The organism is Xenorhabdus vietnamensis (genome assembly GCF_002127535.1).
Taxonomy (GTDB): Bacteria; Pseudomonadota; Gammaproteobacteria; order Enterobacterales; family Enterobacteriaceae; genus Xenorhabdus; species Xenorhabdus vietnamensis.
On record NZ_MUBJ01000012.1, the window covers coordinates 106,802 to 124,528 of the forward strand.

Below are 17,727 nucleotides of genomic sequence, written 5' to 3' on the forward strand. Positions count from 1 at the left end.
AGAACATCGTGTAAATAAGGTCAAAAAAATGCGATTGGAAGTTACTTGTCAGGATCGAATCGGGCTAACCCGCGAATTACTTGATTTACTGGTTTTACGAAATATTGACCTGAAAGGAATTGAAATTTCTCCTGCACGTCGTATTTACCTTAATTTTACTCAAATTGATTTCAATATTTTCCGAGTATTAATGGCAGAAATTCGCCGTATCAATGGTGTTATTGATGTCAGGACAGTTGCCTTCATGCCGTCAGAGAAAGAGCACAGAGCGATGTGGACTTTATTGGAATCAGTGCCTGAGCCTATCTTTTCTATTGACATGAAAGGCAATATTAAACTGGCTAACTCTGCTGCTTTGACATTGTTTGGTTTCAGTAAAGAAAAAATCAGCCCCAAAAATATTGGTCATTTGATTAGCAATTACAATTTCCTTCACTGGCTTGAAAGTGAGGATCATCAGCAACACTCAACACAACTATCCATCAAAGGGCAAGATTATGGGATGGATATTATTCCTATGCAGTTAACGGATGAAAATCAGATTGTTAGATGTGTAGGAGCCGTGATTATGTTGCGTTCTGGCGAACATCGTTCATCGGTGCATATTGAATCCCCGTTGAAAAAATTAACCATAAATGATAATGCCTTTGAACGAATTATTGCTGCTGGCCCTAAAATGGTTCATGTTGTAGAGCAGGCTCGTAAAATGGCGATGCTTGATGCTCCCTTGTTGCTTATTGGTGAAACAGGAACCGGAAAAGATGAATTTGCTAAAGCTTGTCATTTGCGGAGCGCAAGGGGAAAACAGCCTTTTCTTGGGCTGAATTGTGCATCTATGCCAGATAATGTTGTAGAAAGTGAATTATTTGGTTATGCGGCAGGAGCCTATCCTAATGCATTGGAAGGCAAAAAGGGCTTCTTTGAGCAGGCTAATGGCGGTACGGTTTTATTAGATGAAATCGGTGAGATGTCACCACAAATGCAGATTAAATTACTTCGTTTCTTAAATGATGGAACATTTCGCCGTGTAGGTGAAGAGAATGAAGTTAAAGTGAACGTTAGGATTATTTGTGCCACTCAGAAAAACTTAGTTGAATTGGTACAAAAAGGGGAGTTTCGTGAAGATCTCTATTATCGGCTGAATGTTTTAACCATTACATTACCTCCTTTGCGGGAACGTCAGGCGGATATCATGCCACTGACAGATTATTTTGTAACGCGTTTTGCGGCAGAACAAGGCTTAGATAAACCTAAATTTTCTTCTGACTTAGAGCAATTTCTTTGTGGTTATCATTGGCCCGGAAATGTCAGACAACTTCGAAATGCTATCTATCATGCACTGACTCAACTTGAGAGTAACAAACTAGGCCCGCAGGATATTCAGTTACCTGAACTAGTAGCAGAGGCAGAGGTGGCATTTAATGAAGATATTCTGGTGGGGTCTTTGGATGAAATCAGCAAGCGTTTTGAACGTTCTGTACTGACACGTCTTTATCGTCATTATCCCAGCACGCGTAAACTGGCAAAACGGCTTGGCGTTTCTCATACGGCAATAGCCAATAAATTACGTGAATATGGTTTAAGTGGTAAAAAACACCTTGTTGAACATGAGCACGAAGGCGGTGAATAGGCGGCAAGCTCATCACAGTCCTTGTGAGGAAATATAGCTTTTGTCTTAATTAAGCATATAACATTGGTTGTTGCATGATACAAATTTTTGCTCACAGCCAATGTATATGATTCAGTCAATCCAAAATTTCAATAAAAATACACTCTCACGATAATTGCCATACCAATTAATATCAATAAAGTCGTATTTGAGCTTAATACCAAAACGGTTATTTCAATAATTATCAATTAACCATGCTTGTATTAATAAATCATATTTGCGTATCCGCTGATTTGATCAATGTTGACATACGTAGATTCAAGGATTTTGCTAAGGGTAGTTATAAGTATCGAGCAATGCGATATTTTCAAATACACACAGAACATAGTTTGTAATTATCTATCTTGAGCATTCACTTGAAACTCTGGGTACTGTACGTGTAATTTACCTTTGAAATATGACTCAAGGTTCAACACTCCGATCCCAACTCTCAGGATTGGGTATTCACCATCCAATACAAATACAGGTTCAATTATGAATCCATTCGATCATACAGTCCCCATGAGAAAGGAAGAATTGCACCATGTCCCAGCAGCAAAAAGTACCCTGAATCGTTTTGCCAATGCTCAAATTCCGCAACATCCGCGGATGGCACCAAACAATTTCGGAAGTCCGCATCAGGATAGCTGGTGTTCCGAGTCCGTTTCGCTCAGCGGCCCTGTTGAAGACAATCTTTTGCTTATCGAGCAGTACAATCCTTTCGGGTACACGCCGAATATGGTTTGTAATAGCAAGAATCAAATGATAGGCGTCTCGCTGGATTACACTTCATCCATGTTCTGGCTGGTTGTGTTCGACGAGAACTGTAACATCATTTCGGCAACATCTGTGGGTAAGTATTCTGGTAGTACCTTTGGTGGTGGTTACTTCTATATGGATAACAACGACAACACAATCGTTGTGCAGGGTAACCAAATTGCCAGTTATCCGACTGCGGATGTACAAATAAAAGAGAATGAGATTTATTCACTCACACCAAACTGGCAGAGTGCCGATATAGTTGAGTTAGTCACTGGCTCGGCGCAGGGGAATTCTCTTTACTCGTCACTTCCTGTTTGGGATGAGGAGCGCCCGCATCTCTACTGGTGTTTGATAGCAGGTGAGTTCGATTATCAAAACTACCCGGATAGCACATTAAGCTCTTCGGCACAAATGGCAGTTGTGGAAATAGATCCGAGTACTGGGAACACGACACTGATCAATTCCCTTGAACTGGAAAAACAGTGGAATAACAATACGTTCGCTGTTGATGAAAAGGGGGCTTATATTGTCACGAATGGTATCGACAATAAGGGCTTATGTACGGAAGGGTATCTCTGGGCGTTTAGTCTGGAGGAAAATGAAGTTGTCACTCGTTGGAGAACATCTTATAAGAATGCGGGATACATGAAACCAGGCCAGAAAAATATCGGCTCGGGAACTACCCCGACGCTCACTAAAATGGAGAACGGCACTGAGCTGGTGGCAATTACCGATAATGCCGATCCTCGTCTTAACGTATTGGTCTGTAATCGTGAAAACGGAAATATTATTTCTGAGACACCTTGTTTTCTGAAGGGAAGAAGTGCTTGTGAAGCATCTCTGATCGGTGTCGGTGATACTTTTGTGGTCGAAAATAATTTCGGTCACTATCCGACATGGCCGTTCTCACAGCTGGTTCCGAATGGCCCCGGTATGGAGATGATCCACATCAATCCTGTGAATTCTGAACAACCGGATGAAAAGAGATGGTCTTTACCGGACGTTCATTTTTACGCGATGAACATGCTTTGTCGTGGAAGCGGTATCATCTTCGCGCATACTTGTAGCTGGTCCGATGATATCTCGGCGTCAAGAGGTGGTATGTATTACATTAGTGCTATCGACTCCTTCGACGGTCGGGTGATCTGGCAGATTCCTCTTGGTAGAGGGGTGAACTATTGCCACGAATATGGAGGTATTTATTTCAACAGGAATGGTGATCTTTACATTGGCACCAATCAGTATCTGATTGCTATCAAGAATTTTCAGAACCGTTCTAAACAAGTTAAGGAAAAGGCGGCTGAAACTGAAAAAGAAATTGGTGCAGGCAACTGAGATGTAAGTTTTTAACCGTAGGTGCTAGCCAGATTAACAGTTTTTAGTCGAACTTCGCTCGGGTTTTACAGCCCGAAGGCTGTCAGTTTGTTTTCGGGCTGTATGACTGCCACGATACCTTTCAACTTAACTATCGTTACAATGGTCATGAACTTGACACGAAAGGGAAAATCATTGATATGGCAATGAATGGCTCTGGTGTAAGAGACACTGGCCGTGTTTTAGGTAGGTAAAAGAAAACAGGTAATACACCATTACAACGTTTTGGAGTCATGACCGAATTTTTAATGTAGGGCAGAATAACTATTATTGGTAGTCCTTAGAGGTGATCGTGGGTGATTTTATATATGAATATGAAATAAGCTGGCGACGATAAAATCACAATTAATAACTTCATCGCCGCCAGAAAATAAACTGTTAAAAACAATATGTTGCTGCGTTAAAAAACAATATTATTGAAAATGAAACAATTATTTCAATGCGGATAATGCACTGTCATAGTCAGGTTCATTGGTGATTTCATCGACCAGCTGGCTATAAATAACTTGGTTATTTTCATCCAGAACAACGACAGCGCGTGCAGTCAGTCCACCTAATGGGCCTTCATTTATTGCAACGCCGTAATCTTCCTGAAAGTTCCCACCACGAAGTGTTGAAAGAGTTACAACATTAGATAAACCTTCAGAACCACAGAAACGAGACTGAGCAAAAGGTAAGTCTGCTGAAATGCACAGTACGACAGTATTGTCCAATTCGCTGGCGAGTTGATTAAATGTACGGACAGATGTGGCACAAACACCGGTATCAATGCTTGGGAAAATATTAAGTACTTTGCGTTTACCTGCGTAGTGGCTCAATGCTACATCAGCGAGATCTTTAGCAACTAGCGTGAATTCTTTTGCTGCTTGACCTGCTTGTGGAAAATTGCCGTGAACGGTGATATCACTACCTTGAAACTTGACTGTTTGTGTCATGGTTTAATCCCTCTATAAAATAAACTGCGCCGTCAGTGTAAAGGAATAGTGCGATCTTGCCCACAAAAATAGATTCAATATTCATGAAATACTCTCCCACCCTTTAATTAACAATGTCTTATAATTTATTTTTAGGGCGATTATTCGACTCATAAGGCAAAGAAATCATGCATAATTTTACGTTGCTTCCCTCTGTATTGTTGATGACAGGACTATATTTTTCTTTATCTGTTCCTGCTGCTCAAGTTCCTGTTGGTATTCAGCTTGATCCCGAGCAGGAATTGGTTCGCCAGCTAAAAGATGAGCCAGCCTCACTGGATCCAATAAAGTCTTTCGGTTTGACAGAGGCACAAGTATTACGTGATCTGTTTGAAGGTTTGGTCAATCAAGACGCCCACGGTCAGGCTATTCCCGGTGTTGCCATTGATTGGAAGACGAAAGATAACAAGATATGGATATTCAAATTGCGTCAGGATGCTCGTTGGTCTAATGGTGGCAGCGTCACGGCATCTGATTTTGTTTATAGCTGGAAGAGACTGGTCAATCCTGAAAATGCTTCTTCTTTTTCTTGGTTTGCTGCTTTATCAGGTATTGAGAATGCTCAGGAAATTATTGATGGAAAGCTGCCACCAGAGAAATTGGGTATTGAGGCCATCGATCGTTACACTTTGAAAGTTACCCTGAACCGTCCTGTACCTTATTTCCCTAGCATGACAACCAACTTTAGTCTTTATCCGGTTAACAAACAAGACATTGAAAAATATGGTAAAGATTGGACTCGGGTAGGACATCTGATAGGCAATGGGGCATTCATGCTAACCGGACGTGTCGTAAATGAAAAAATTGTCCTGACACCCAATCCTTATTACTGGGATAACAAAAATACGATACTGAAAAAAGTCACTTTTATACCCATTAATCAGGAATCTCATGCAACCAAGCGTTATTTGGCGGGGGATCTGGATATTACGGAATCTTTTCCTAAAAACATGTACCAGAAATTGCTGAAGGATCTTCCTGGACAAGTCTTTACGCCGGATCAATTGGGAACATACTACTATGTTTTTAATACCCAACGAGCACCAATGAATGATGTGCGGGTCAGACAAGCGCTTTCAATGGCGATAGACAGGAACCTGATTGCGAAAAAAGTTGTTGGAACGGGAGAAAAACCCGCATGGCATTTTACTCCGGATGTTACGGCAGGATTCACGCCAGAAAAAAGCAGACTGGAAACATTGACTCAACAAGAGTTGGATGTTCAGGCAAGAAAATTACTGAAAGCGGCTGGGTATGGGGCTGAAAATCCATTAAAGATCTCATTGCTTTATAACAATTTAGAAAACAACCAGCGAATAGCGATTGCAATTAGTTCTGAATGGAAGAAAAAACTGGGAGTGGAAGTGAAACTGGTTAATCAAGAATGGAAAACCTACGTGGATAATCGTAATACAGGTAACTTCGATGTGGTGAGAGCCTCTTGGACCGGCGATTATAATGAGCCATCAAGTTTCCTGTCTCTGTTGACATCCACTCACAGTGGCAATATTGCGAAGTTCCATAACCCTGACTACGACGCACTAATCAAAGCTGCCAGCTATAAGACTGACGATGTAGCCAGAAACCATGATTACAATCAGGCAGAAAAAATGATTGCTGAACAAGCACCAATCGCCCCGATTTATCAATATACCAATGGTCGGTTGATCAAACCGTGGCTAAAGGGATACCCGATCACCAATCCCGAAGATGTCGCTTATAGTCACACCATGTACATTCTTAAGAAGCACAATTAAGCGTCAAAACTAAGTACAAATAAATAAGGAGCAGATGTGGAAACGATCTATGGCTCGGTATTTAAAGGTGCAAATGCAATCTACGCCTGTCAGTTAAATGGTAAGGGGGGGATCACGGCATTTGGGGAGGATTCACTCGTAACCGCAGAACAGCCAGTTTGGCAACATCTTGATTATAAAAATCCGGATAGTCACCAATGGCTTATGAATACAGCCTTACTGTCGTCTCCGGTAAAAGAGGGACTGGTGAGTGAAAGTATTCGTCCGAAAGTGCTGCGCACAGGTGAAGGAACCTTGATTACCCTGAGATCGGTGAACCGCAATGATAATGCGCGCCCTGATCACCTAGTTTCGTTCCGCATCTATATTAACGACAAAATTATTATCTCCAGCCGACATCGGAAAATTCATTCCATCGATCAAGTTCAGGAAGACTTGCATAACGGTGTTGGTGCGAAAAGTACCGGAAATTGGCTGATTGAAATAGCCGGAGCCATTACAGATGAAGTGAATGATTTCATTGAAGAGCTACATGACAACCTGATTGAGCTTGAAGATAATATTTTGGAGCAGAAAGTGCCTGGTCGCGGAGAACTGGTATTGCTGCGTAAACAGTTAATTGTTCTGCGTCGCTATATGGCTCCCCAGCGGGATGTTTTTATTCGTTTGGCCAGTGAGCGATTGCCTTGGATGAGCGACGAAGAGCGTCGTTTGATGCAGGAAGTTTCTGATAGATTGGGGAGGGGAATGGATGATCTTGATGGTTGCATTGCCCGAACCGCAATCCTTGCAGATGAAATCACTTCCATGATGGCGGATGCCATGAACCGCCGTATTTACATGATGTCTCTGTTGACGATGATATTCTTGCCAACAACTTTTTTGACGGGATTATTCGGTGTCAACCTAGGGGGGATACCGGGTAATAAATATCAGTTTGGATTCGGCTTATTTACTCTTTTGTTGTCACTACTGATGGTGATTTTCGCTTGGTGGTTAAGGCGAAGTAAATGGCTGTAGAAGAAAATGGTTATAGAAGTAAATAGTTATAGAAAGAAAAAGCAATTGAGCAAATAATCGTCATGTGCATCCAGAGAAAGCCAATAGTGCCATCAGATTTGAGATATATCAATAATTGACTCCCATAATTGAGGCACTATAGGCCCCGCAGGTGAATACAACGTTGAGCGATAAACGTTGTGCTCCATAATTGTAGTTTTTCTCACATTGAGTTTTAACAGAATAATTGCTCATTAATTATGCCGATGCTTGTTTTAGTATCGGCTATTTTTTTCTGTTGTTACTGAGTGCATTCCCCGTACGCTTACTGTACAAATAACCGGATAGACTGGATATCGGCTGAAACTGGGATTTTATGTGCGTTATTTCGATTTGACAGGATGGTTTTCTATTCTTAATGGTGAACAGAAATAAATAATGGCGAGCAGAAATAAATCTCAAGCAGCCTGTTAATAAAGACTGCTTCTGGTTTGACTTAATGTAATTTAAACGTTCGTGATATCGATAAACATAGCTTCATTAATGTTAGTTGATGATACGACTGCTTCATTAAAAGCATACTCTTCTCTTTCCCCATCACGAGACAATGGCAAGCTGACAAAGTCGAAAAGCGTTTTATCTGCTAATTGGCTTGGGCTAACGTTTTGAATAGATTTGAAAATACTCTCAACCCTGCCTGGTGTTTTCTTATCCCAATCTACCAACATCGATTTTATTGCCTGTCGCTGTAGGTTTTCTTGAGAACCACATAAATTGCAAGGAATGATTGGGAATTGTTTGTGTTCCGCATACTGGATAAGGTCTGCTTCCCGACAGTATGCCAGCGGCCTTATGACAACATTACGCCCATCGTCAGAGCGTAATTTTGGCGGCATGGCTTTCATCCGTGCGCCATGGAACATATTCAGGAACAGAGTTTCAACGATATCATCAAGATGATGTCCGAGTGCAATTTTTGTTGCGCCGATTTTTTCTGCGAAAGAGTAGAGCGTTCCGCGACGTAGCCTTGAACACAATCCACAGGTAGTTTTGCCTTCAGGAACTTTTTCTTTAACAACCGAATAAGTGTCTTTATCTACAATGTAGTATGGAATATTCAGGCTTTCAAAGTACTCGGGTAAAATGTGTTCAGGAAAACCGGGTTGCTTCTGATCAAGATTCACTGCAACTACACTGAAGTTTATTGGTGCCGCCTTTTGCAGATTCAACAGGATATCTAACATCGCAAATGAATCTTTGCCACCACTGATACATGCCATTACAACATCATTATCTTCAATCATATTGTAATCAATAATGGCATTACCAACGTTTCTCCTCAGGCGCTTTTGGAGTTTGTTGAATTCAAGTGTCTCTTTTCTCGTATCTTTTTGATTCATTGCGACTTCTCACATTGTCGATTGTATCGACTATAGATTTCCTACATGGATTCTTTGCAGGGGAATGGATTATACGGATTTTTCTTTTTTGAGCAATACGAGGCCAACAATGCTGGCCTCGTTCCTTAATCAAGTTAATTTATATTTATTGATATATTATCCCTAATTGACAAAGTATTAATTATTTTTGTACTGATCATAGAAACGGATTCAATAATATTTTCGTGATAACAATCATTAATCAATGTAATCACTAATGGATTGATTGCCCATTGTGAAATATTATTATCCGGTATTCTAGCTATCAATTGACCCATCGCTAATCCAATTCCTTCTTGATGATATGGGCTTTCCCGACCAGCTTTAAATAAGGTGATGTTTGTATGTATTAATTTTCCGCTGAAATTACAGCCTGCTATTCCAGATTCAAACGGTATTGCGTCTAATACTTTATTGATATAAGTATCGCTTGCTCCCATCTCCTGTAATTTTTTGATGACCTTATTATATTCACTTGGTATATCGAGTTTATTTCTAAGCTCTTTTAATTCATCATTATTAATAATGGTATCTAATAAGAACAACTGAATCTCTTTCGCGCCAAGTTGCTCCAATTGAAATGCAATCTCCATAGCGAGCTGTCCTCCTAATGACCACCCTAAAATACGAATAGGTTTATCAATGGAAGTTTCAGTTAAGATCAACTTCATGTATATCTGTGCTATTTGTTGTAATGAATCAATTTGATTATCCATACAAAGATTATAATTATCGATACCGATGCAGTTATACATATCAGATAAAGCATTTGCCAGAGGCTCATAGACCTCACTACCGCAATTGGCTGCATGAATCATAAACAGTTTATTAGTTGCAGTTGATTCTGGTGTTAAGAAATTAAGTAAGCTGGATTTAACGCTACCTGATTCCAGCCATTGGGATAATAAAGAAATGCATTTATGGCTAAATAAAATATTTAAAGGAACATCAACGTCTATTTCATTACGTATTACTGTGGTCAGTTTAATTGCCATCAGGGAATTACCACCAATACGGAAGAAGTTATCTTCAATGCCAATCCGTTCCAGCCCTAATATCTCTTGCCAGATGGCACACAATCGGGTTTCCAACTCATTGCGGGGAGCGATATAACGATCCCGGTTTCCCCATACCGGCTCAGGCAGGGCACGGCGATCCAGTTTGCCGTTCAGGGTTAAAGGTACGGACTCAATGCGGGTAAAACTGGCAGGCAACATATATTCCGGCAAGCGGGCGGAGAGGTGCTCAATCAGGATTTCATCGGACAGAGCGTCATCCGTCACCAGATATGCGACCAATACTTTATTTCCTTTATGCTCGTGGTCAATTACCACCGCTTGCTTTACCTGTGGGTGGGAAGTGAGGGCACTTTCAATTTCCCCCAATTCAATGCGGTAACCGCGTATTTTGACCTGAAAGTCGTTGCGTCCCAGATATTCCAGCTCCCCGTTCGGTTGCCAACGCACTAAGTCGCCGGTTTTATACAGGCGGGTGTAACCTTTGGCTTTGTCTTCGGCTGTCGCAAATGGATTCGCTACAAAACGCTCGGCGGTGAGTTCAGGGCGGTTCAAATAGCCCCGCGCCAGTCCGGCACCGCCGATATACAGCTCTCCCGGTGTTCCGGTAGGCGACAGGTTGCCGTAACTATCAAGAACATAGAGACGAGCGTTATTAATTGCCTTGCCAATGCTCGTTACAATATCACCATGCTGATACAGTTTCTCCGTCGCACAAACAGTAACTTCAGTCGGGCCGTAAGAATTCAGGACACCGCTGTGGCGGCTGAAATATTCAAGGAAATCTGAGGAGGGGGATTCTCCCGCCGTCACCAATAATTGCAGAGAGAGTAATTCAGTGCCAATTAATAATTTCAGCAGGGCGGGGGGTAATGCGGCTATTTCAATACCTTCGCGTTGAATGAGTGCGGCAACCGCAGGCGCATTGCGCTCTGTTTCGCTGCAAATGTAAATGGTCAGGCCATGCAATAAGCTGGAAAATAGTTCGAAAACCGACCCATCAAAGACATAAGCAGCAAACATTAAGGCTTTTTTTCTCTTGGTAGCATTAAAAATTTTTGCTTGTGCAGCCACCATGTGCATAACATTTTTATGCTCAATCATAACGCCTTTGGGCTGGCCGGTAGTGCCTGAGGTATAGATGATATACGCTAAATCGGTTGGTTTATTTATCCGTATCGGATTTTCTACGGGCTGGTCTGCGGTAATGGCTTGGTCATCCGCTGTTATCCGTGTCGGTTGATCAACGAATGTTCGGGTGTATTCTGCCAATACCGTCAGGTACCGTTGTTGGGTCACCACACAAGGAGCCGCAGTATCAGCCAGAATAAACTGTACTCGCTCCGGTGGATATTCTGGCGAAATGGGCACATAAGCCCCGCCAGCTTTCAATACTGCCAGAATACTGATCACCATTTCCAGACTGCGGTCAAGGTAAAGGGCTATCGGAGTGTCGGCTTGCATGGGAGCATTATTATGCCGCCAACAATGTTCACGGATGACCCTCGCCAGTTGATTAGCTCGTTGATTGAGCTGGCGATAGGTCAGCATTTCCCCCTCAAATACCAGCGCTACACTGTCCGGTGTCTTTTCTACCTGTGCTTCAAACAGTTGTTGCAGGGTTTTGTCCTGCGGGTAGGGGGTATCGGTCTGATTCCAAGTGTGCAGCAGGGTATGGCGCTCGTCTTCACTGAGGAACATGATTGATGCATGTGGCTGGTACGGGTCACAGGCCACGGCGTGCAGGATGCGTTCAAGCTGACAAAGCAAGCGCTGTACCTGTTTATCTGTCAGCCAGTCTTCACCATAACCTAACTTTATTATTAGACGGTTATCCTGTTCATAGGCCAGCAGTGATATCGGATAATCCACTTTTTCAATGATTTGGCGGAATGTCAGGGCGTGTTCTATGCTTTCGCCGTTTTCATTCACTGCGGGAACAGGGTAATTTTCAAAGACCAGTAAGCTGTGGAATAATCGCTCCCCGTCGGATTGTAAACTGGCAAGTGAGATGGCACTGTGGCTGTTGAGTGCGGCGATATCTTGCTGTATGTCTTGTAAGACGTTGATAATGCTGTTTGTCTTGTGCCACTGCACCATCAACGGCAGGGTATTGATATACAGGCCGACACTGGAATCAATGCCTTCCACTGGTACATCACGCCCGGATACAGTAGTGCCGACAATAGTCTGTTCATCCCCAGTATAACTGTGCAGTAGTTTATGCCAGGCAAATTGCAGCATTACATTCAGGGTCACGCCTTGCGTCCGGCATGTGTTCTTAAGCTGCTCATAAGCACTCCCCTGTATGGTGAGCATTTGTTCGGCTGGTTTTTCAATGGTTTTTATCTGTGTCAGGTCAATATGATGACTTAACAGGGCAGACAAATCGTTGGCACCTTGGCATGAAGTTTTGTGGAATTGCGCTTTGCGTTCTGCCCAATAATCCTCAGATTCCGCTTTATGATCCAAATGATATTGCTGGGTTGCCAGATAGGCTTTATCTACCATTATCTGGGGGATTCGCCCCTGTGTGAGCTCGTCGTAATATTCATGTACGGCTTGCAATAAAATCGGGTTACTCCAGCCGTCAGTAATACTGTGGTGTTGCGTGATCAGCACGGTTACCAGTTGTTCATTCTGCCTGATTAGAGTGAAACGGATTAATCCGGGCTGGCTTAAGTCAAAGGGCAGGATACGGTCAGTTTGTTGGATCGCTTCGATTGCCTGCTCTTTCTCTTCTGGCAATAATTGGCTGATATCTTTTATGGTGAAATTTTCCGAACCAAGGCTTGCGCCCTCAGTCACAATCTGTAAAACCTCCTCTTCCCAATTAAATGCTGTTCTGAGGATGGGGAAACGCAGTGAAGCCAGTGACCAGGCTTGCTGATAGGCAGCAAGGTCGAATCGGGTGTGATAATCCAACAGCAATTGCACGCGATAGGCATCATCCTGTGGTTGAGCCAGATGATGATAAACAAAACCCTGTTGCAAACTGGTGGCGGGATACAGCGTTTCAATCGGATACATTTGTTGAATACGGCGTAAAAATTTGCTTGAGAGCCTTACCGTACCATAATCACTGGAGGTTTTTATTCCACCCAGTTGAGCCTGTTTCTGACCTGCCGTGATGACAGATTTGAGTGCCTGCTCAAAGGCTGTGATAAATACCTGAGTCTGAGCCTGTGTTAAACACGAGCTGATATTAAATTGCAGCCTGCTTGCTTGAATCAAGCCATTAATACTCAGCAATAAATGACTACAGTTATCATCTGCTACTACAGTTCCACAATCGTCACTGGTCAGTGCCCAGTCTTGTCCGGCCTCTCCACTCAACTGGCCGAGGTAGTTGAAGCCGATCGTTGGCAAATTCCCGGCCAAATACCCTGCCTGACGTAATGAACCATAACCAATCCCTTTATTTGGTACAGCACGGAGCATCTCTTTGGTGTGAATAATCGTCTCAACAATATCATCTTGCATTGCCAGACGAACAGGATAGAGGGTCGTAAACCAGCCAACAGTTTCTGATATATCCAATGTGTTGTCGATGGTTTCCCGACCATGACCTTCAAGCAAGATGTGGTTAACAGGCCGAGAGAAAACGGCCTGTAATGCCAGAGTGAGGGCACTGAGCAGTAAATCGTTGATCTCGGTGTGGTAACCGGCATTGGCTTCATGCAGCAGAATATCAGTCAATTCAGCGGAAATGTTCAGTATGTGCTGACTGGTTTTACCTGAAACAAAGTGATCATGGTTTCCTGTCATCACTTGTTGCCAGTAGGGAATTTCGTGTTGATGCTGTTGTGCATAGTGATGGAGGGCATTGATCCATTGCCGGTAGCTACTGGTTTTCACAGGCAATGTTTCGCCCTGCAATAATCTACGCATATCTTCAGCAATAATCTGCCAGGACACGACGTCAATAATCAGATGGTGAAACGAGAAGAATAACCGGGCGCTACCATCGGTGTATCCGGTCAGATGAGCGGCTTGCCATAAAGGCCCATTATTGTAATCAAAGCCACTTTGCCATTGGGTCAGCTGTTGATGTTGTTCTGCCTCATTCAATTTGCTGATATCACAATGCAGTAATGCCGTCAGCCAAGACGGTATTCTTTCGGAATAACATTGATGATAACCCTGTTCTGTGGTGACAAAATAAGCACGTAACATATCATGTCGCTCAGTCAGTACAGTCAAAGCTTGTTTAATAGCGGCATAACTAATGTTGCCCGGCAGTCGGATCATAAATGCCTGATTCCAATGGCACGGACTCGACAAATTCCAATTAAAGAAATCCTGTTGGATAGGCAATAGACCAAATTCCCCGCGCAATAATCCCTGCTCTGCAATTACGGTTACCGTGGATGAGCTTTGTGTCAGTAGCTGTGCCAAGCGTGTGACTGTCGGTGCTTCAAAAATCAATTTAACTTGTAGAGAAAAGCCCGCTTGCCGCAGTCTGGAAACTAACTTGATGCTGATAATGGAATCACCACCGATACGGAAGAAATTATCTTCAATGCCAACCTGCTCCAACCCCAACACCTCCTGCCAAATGGCACACAGTTGGGTTTCCAACTCATTGCGGGGAGCGATATAATTATCCCGGTTTCCCCATACCGGCTCAGGCAGAGCGCGGCGATCCAGTTTACCGTTCAGGGTTAAAGGGACGGACTTAATACGGGTAAAGCTGGCAGGCAACATATATTCCGGCAAGCGGGCGGAGAGATGTTCAATCAGGATTTCATCGGACAGTTCTTCGTCTGTGACCAGATACGCAACCAATACTTTATTTCCTTTATGTTCGTGGTCAATCACCACCGCTTGTTTTACCTGCGGGTGGGAAGTGAGGGCACTTTCAATTTCCCCCAATTCAATGCGGTAACCGCGGATTTTGACCTGAAAGTCGTTGCGCCCCAGATATTCCAGCTCCCCGTTTGGTTGCCAACGCACTAAATCGCCGGTTTTGTACAGGCGGGTGTAGCCTTTGGCCTTGTCTTCTGCCGTGGCAAATGGATTCGCTACAAAACGTTCGGCGGTCAGTTCTGGCTGGTTTAAATAACCCCGTGCCAGTCCGGCGCCGCCGATATACAGCTCTCCCGGTACTCCAATAGGCGACAGGTTGCCGTGACTGTCAAGAACGTAGAGACGGATGTTATTAATGGCCCGGCCAATATTGGTTGCAATATCCCCGCGCTGATATCGCTTTCCGGTCGCACAAACGGTAACTTCCGTCGGGCCGTAAGCATTCAGGACATCAGTGTGTTGGCTGAAATATTCAAGAAAATCCAGGGAAGGCGATTCCCCCGCTGTCACCAATAATTGCAGAGAGGGTAATTCAGTGCCAATTAATAATTTCAGCAGGGCGGGAGGTAAAGTGGCTATTTCAATGCCTTCTCGCTGAATGAGTGCGGCAACCGCAGGGGCATTGCGTCCAGTTTCACTGCAAATATAAACCGTCAGCCCATGCAGTAAACTGAGGAATAATTCGGAGACAGAAGCATCAAAGACATAAGCGGCAAACATCAAGGCTTTTTTTCTCTTTGCCACACCAAACAATTCTGCCTGTGCCGTAACCAGATGAGCCGCATTGTTATGCGCAATCATGACACCTTTGGGCTGGCCGGTAGTGCCTGAGGTATAGATGATATAGGCCAAATCGGCCGGTTTATTTATGGGGGCCGGATTCTCTGCGGGCTGGCCTGCGGTGATGGACAGGTCATCCGCCGCGATCAGTGTTGGCTGTTCAGAGAATGTTTGGGTGTATGTTGCCAGTGCCGTAAAGTGCTGTTGCTGAGTCACCACACAAGGCGCAGCAGTATCAGCCAGAATAAACTGCACCCGCTCCGGTGGATATTCCGGTGAAATGGGCACATAAGCCCCGCCGGCTTTCAGCACCGCCAACATACTGACTACCATGTCCAGACTGCGGTCAAGGTAGAGGGCTATCGGGGTGTCGGCTGGCATGGGGGCATTATGCTGCTGATAGCGCTCGCGGATCACACCTGCTAGTTGGTTTGCCCGTTGGTTTAACTGGCGGTAGGACAGCGTTTCTCCCTCAAATACCAGCGCCACGTGATCCGGTGTCTTTTCCACCTGTGTTTCAAACAGTTGTTGCAGGGTCTTGTCCTGCGGGTAGGGGGCATCGGTCTGGTTCCACGTGTGCAGCAGGGTCTGGCGCTCTTCTTCACTGAGAAACATGATTGACGAATGCGGTTGGTGTGGGTCACAGGCCACGGCATGCAGGATGCGTTCAAGCTGACAAAGTAAACGCTGTACCTGTTTATCTGTCAGCCAGTCTTCACCGTAACTCAGTTTTATTATTAAACGACTATCCTGTTCATGGGCCATCAGTGACACCGGATAATCTACTTTTTCTACGGTCTGGCGGAATGTCAAGGTGTGTTCTATGCCTTCCCCATTTTCATTCTCCACGGGGTCAGGATAGTTTTCAAAAACAAATAGGCTATGGAATAAGCGTTCCCCGTCGGATTGTAAATTGGCGAGTGAGACGGCACTGTGGCTGTTGAGTGCGGCGATACCCTTCTGTATGTCCTGTAAAACCGCAGCAACACTGTCAGCCTGAGTCCATTGCACCGCCAACGGCAGGGTATTGATATACAGGCCGGCACTGAACTCAATACCTTCCACTGGTACATCGCGCCCGGATACGGTAGTGCCGACAATGGTCTGTTCATCTCCGGTGTAGCTGTGCAGTAATTTATGCCAGGCAAATTGCAGTACCACATTCAGGGTAACGCCTTGTTCACGACACATTTTCTTAAGCTGCTGATAAACGCTTCCCTGTACCGTGATAACTTGTCCCGCTGGTTTCTCAACCGCTCTTATCTGTGTTAAATCGACGTTATGACTTAACAGGGCCGAAAGATTATTCGTTCTGTGGATTTGTGCTTTGCATTCCGCCCAGTAAGCCTCGGATTCTGCTTTGTGATCCAGATGATATTGTTGGGTTGCCAGATAGGCTTTATCTACCATTATTTTGGGAATTCGTCCCTGCGTGAGTTCGTTGTAATACTTATGCACACTTTGCAATAAAATCGGGTTACTCCAGCCATCGGTAATGCAGTGGTGTTGCGTGATCAGCACGGTTACCAGATGTTCATTCTGTTTAATTAAAGTGAAACGAATTAATCCGGGCTGACTTAAATCAAAAGGCAGGGTACGGTCATGTTGTTGGATCGTTTCAATCGCTCGATCCTTCTCTTCTGGTGGTAACTGACTGATATCCTTAATGGTGAAATTTGATGAACCAATACTTACGTCCGTGGTTACAACCTGCAATATTTCTCCTTCCCAATGAAATGCTATTCTGAGAGTGGGGAAACGTAGTGAAGTCAGTGACCATGCCTGTTGATAGGCGGCAAGATCGACATTAGTGTGATAATCCAATAGCAACTGCAAGCGATAGGCATCATCTTGCGGTTGAGCCAGATGATGATAAACAAAGCCCTGTTGCAAGCTGGTGGCAGGAAAGATCGCTTCAATTTTGTTTTCGGGGGATATGCTGGAATCATTAGAACCCGAATAACCATCACTAAAGATAAAACTTTCAAAATCCTCTTCGGAGAAGATATTTCTTTCATTTAAGAAATCTAATATGTTTTCTCTTTTCTTTTTAACTTTATCAATAAGTTGAACAGGGGGAGTTTCCCCTGTAAACGCCAGTTTTAACTTATTTTCACGAACCCATACTGATACACGGTTTTCCTGAAGTTCTTTAAATAGCATCAACAT

Annotated in this window: 7 protein-coding genes and 1 pseudogene; 5 read left to right on the plus strand and 3 right to left on the minus strand. The window is 43.8% G+C overall.

Annotated features, from left to right (window positions below):
- Positions 1-28 precede the first annotated feature (28 nt).
- The 3 genes and pseudogenes from tyrR to Xvie_RS12255 all read left to right on the plus strand — a co-directional run.
- A complete protein-coding gene (gene tyrR / locus Xvie_RS12240; protein WP_086109590.1) occupies positions 29-1,630 on the plus strand; it encodes a transcriptional regulator TyrR in 1,602 nt (533 codons plus the stop codon).
- A 513-nt stretch (positions 1,631-2,143) separates the two neighbouring features.
- Entirely contained in the window at positions 2,144-3,745 is a 1,602-nt protein-coding gene (locus Xvie_RS23205; RefSeq protein WP_244175601.1) for a hypothetical protein, read from the plus strand.
- A 107-nt stretch (positions 3,746-3,852) separates the two neighbouring features.
- Positions 3,853-3,972, plus strand: a pseudogene (locus tag Xvie_RS12255) (IS1-like element transposase); the annotation flags it as partial.
- Positions 3,973-4,215: 243 nt separating this feature from the next.
- Here Xvie_RS12255 and tpx read toward each other — a convergent pair.
- A complete protein-coding gene (gene tpx, locus Xvie_RS12260; protein ID WP_086109591.1) occupies positions 4,216-4,719 on the minus strand; it encodes a thiol peroxidase in 504 nt (167 codons plus the stop codon).
- Between the two features lie 167 nt (positions 4,720-4,886).
- On the opposite strand from tpx, the gene Xvie_RS12265 reads away from it, so the two are divergent.
- Positions 4,887-6,515, plus strand: coding sequence for a peptide ABC transporter substrate-binding protein (locus Xvie_RS12265; protein WP_086109592.1), 1,629 nt, complete (start codon positions 4,887-4,889; stop codon positions 6,513-6,515).
- Positions 6,516-6,551: 36 nt separating this feature from the next.
- Positions 6,552-7,535 (plus strand): zinc transporter ZntB, encoded by a 984-nt coding sequence (gene zntB, locus Xvie_RS12270; RefSeq protein ID WP_086109593.1) that lies wholly within the window; start codon positions 6,552-6,554, stop codon positions 7,533-7,535.
- A gap of 485 nt (positions 7,536-8,020) precedes the next feature.
- Here the strand turns inward: zntB and ttcA are convergent, their stop codons facing one another.
- Positions 8,021-8,914 carry a tRNA 2-thiocytidine(32) synthetase TtcA gene (gene ttcA, locus Xvie_RS12275; protein ID WP_086109594.1) on the minus strand — a complete coding sequence of 298 codons (894 nt, stop codon included), beginning with the start codon at positions 8,912-8,914 and terminating at the stop codon, positions 8,021-8,023.
- A gap of 134 nt (positions 8,915-9,048) precedes the next feature.
- Complete coding sequence (locus Xvie_RS12280) at positions 9,049-17,727, minus strand: non-ribosomal peptide synthetase (RefSeq protein WP_086109595.1); 8,679 nt, start codon at positions 17,725-17,727, stop codon at positions 9,049-9,051.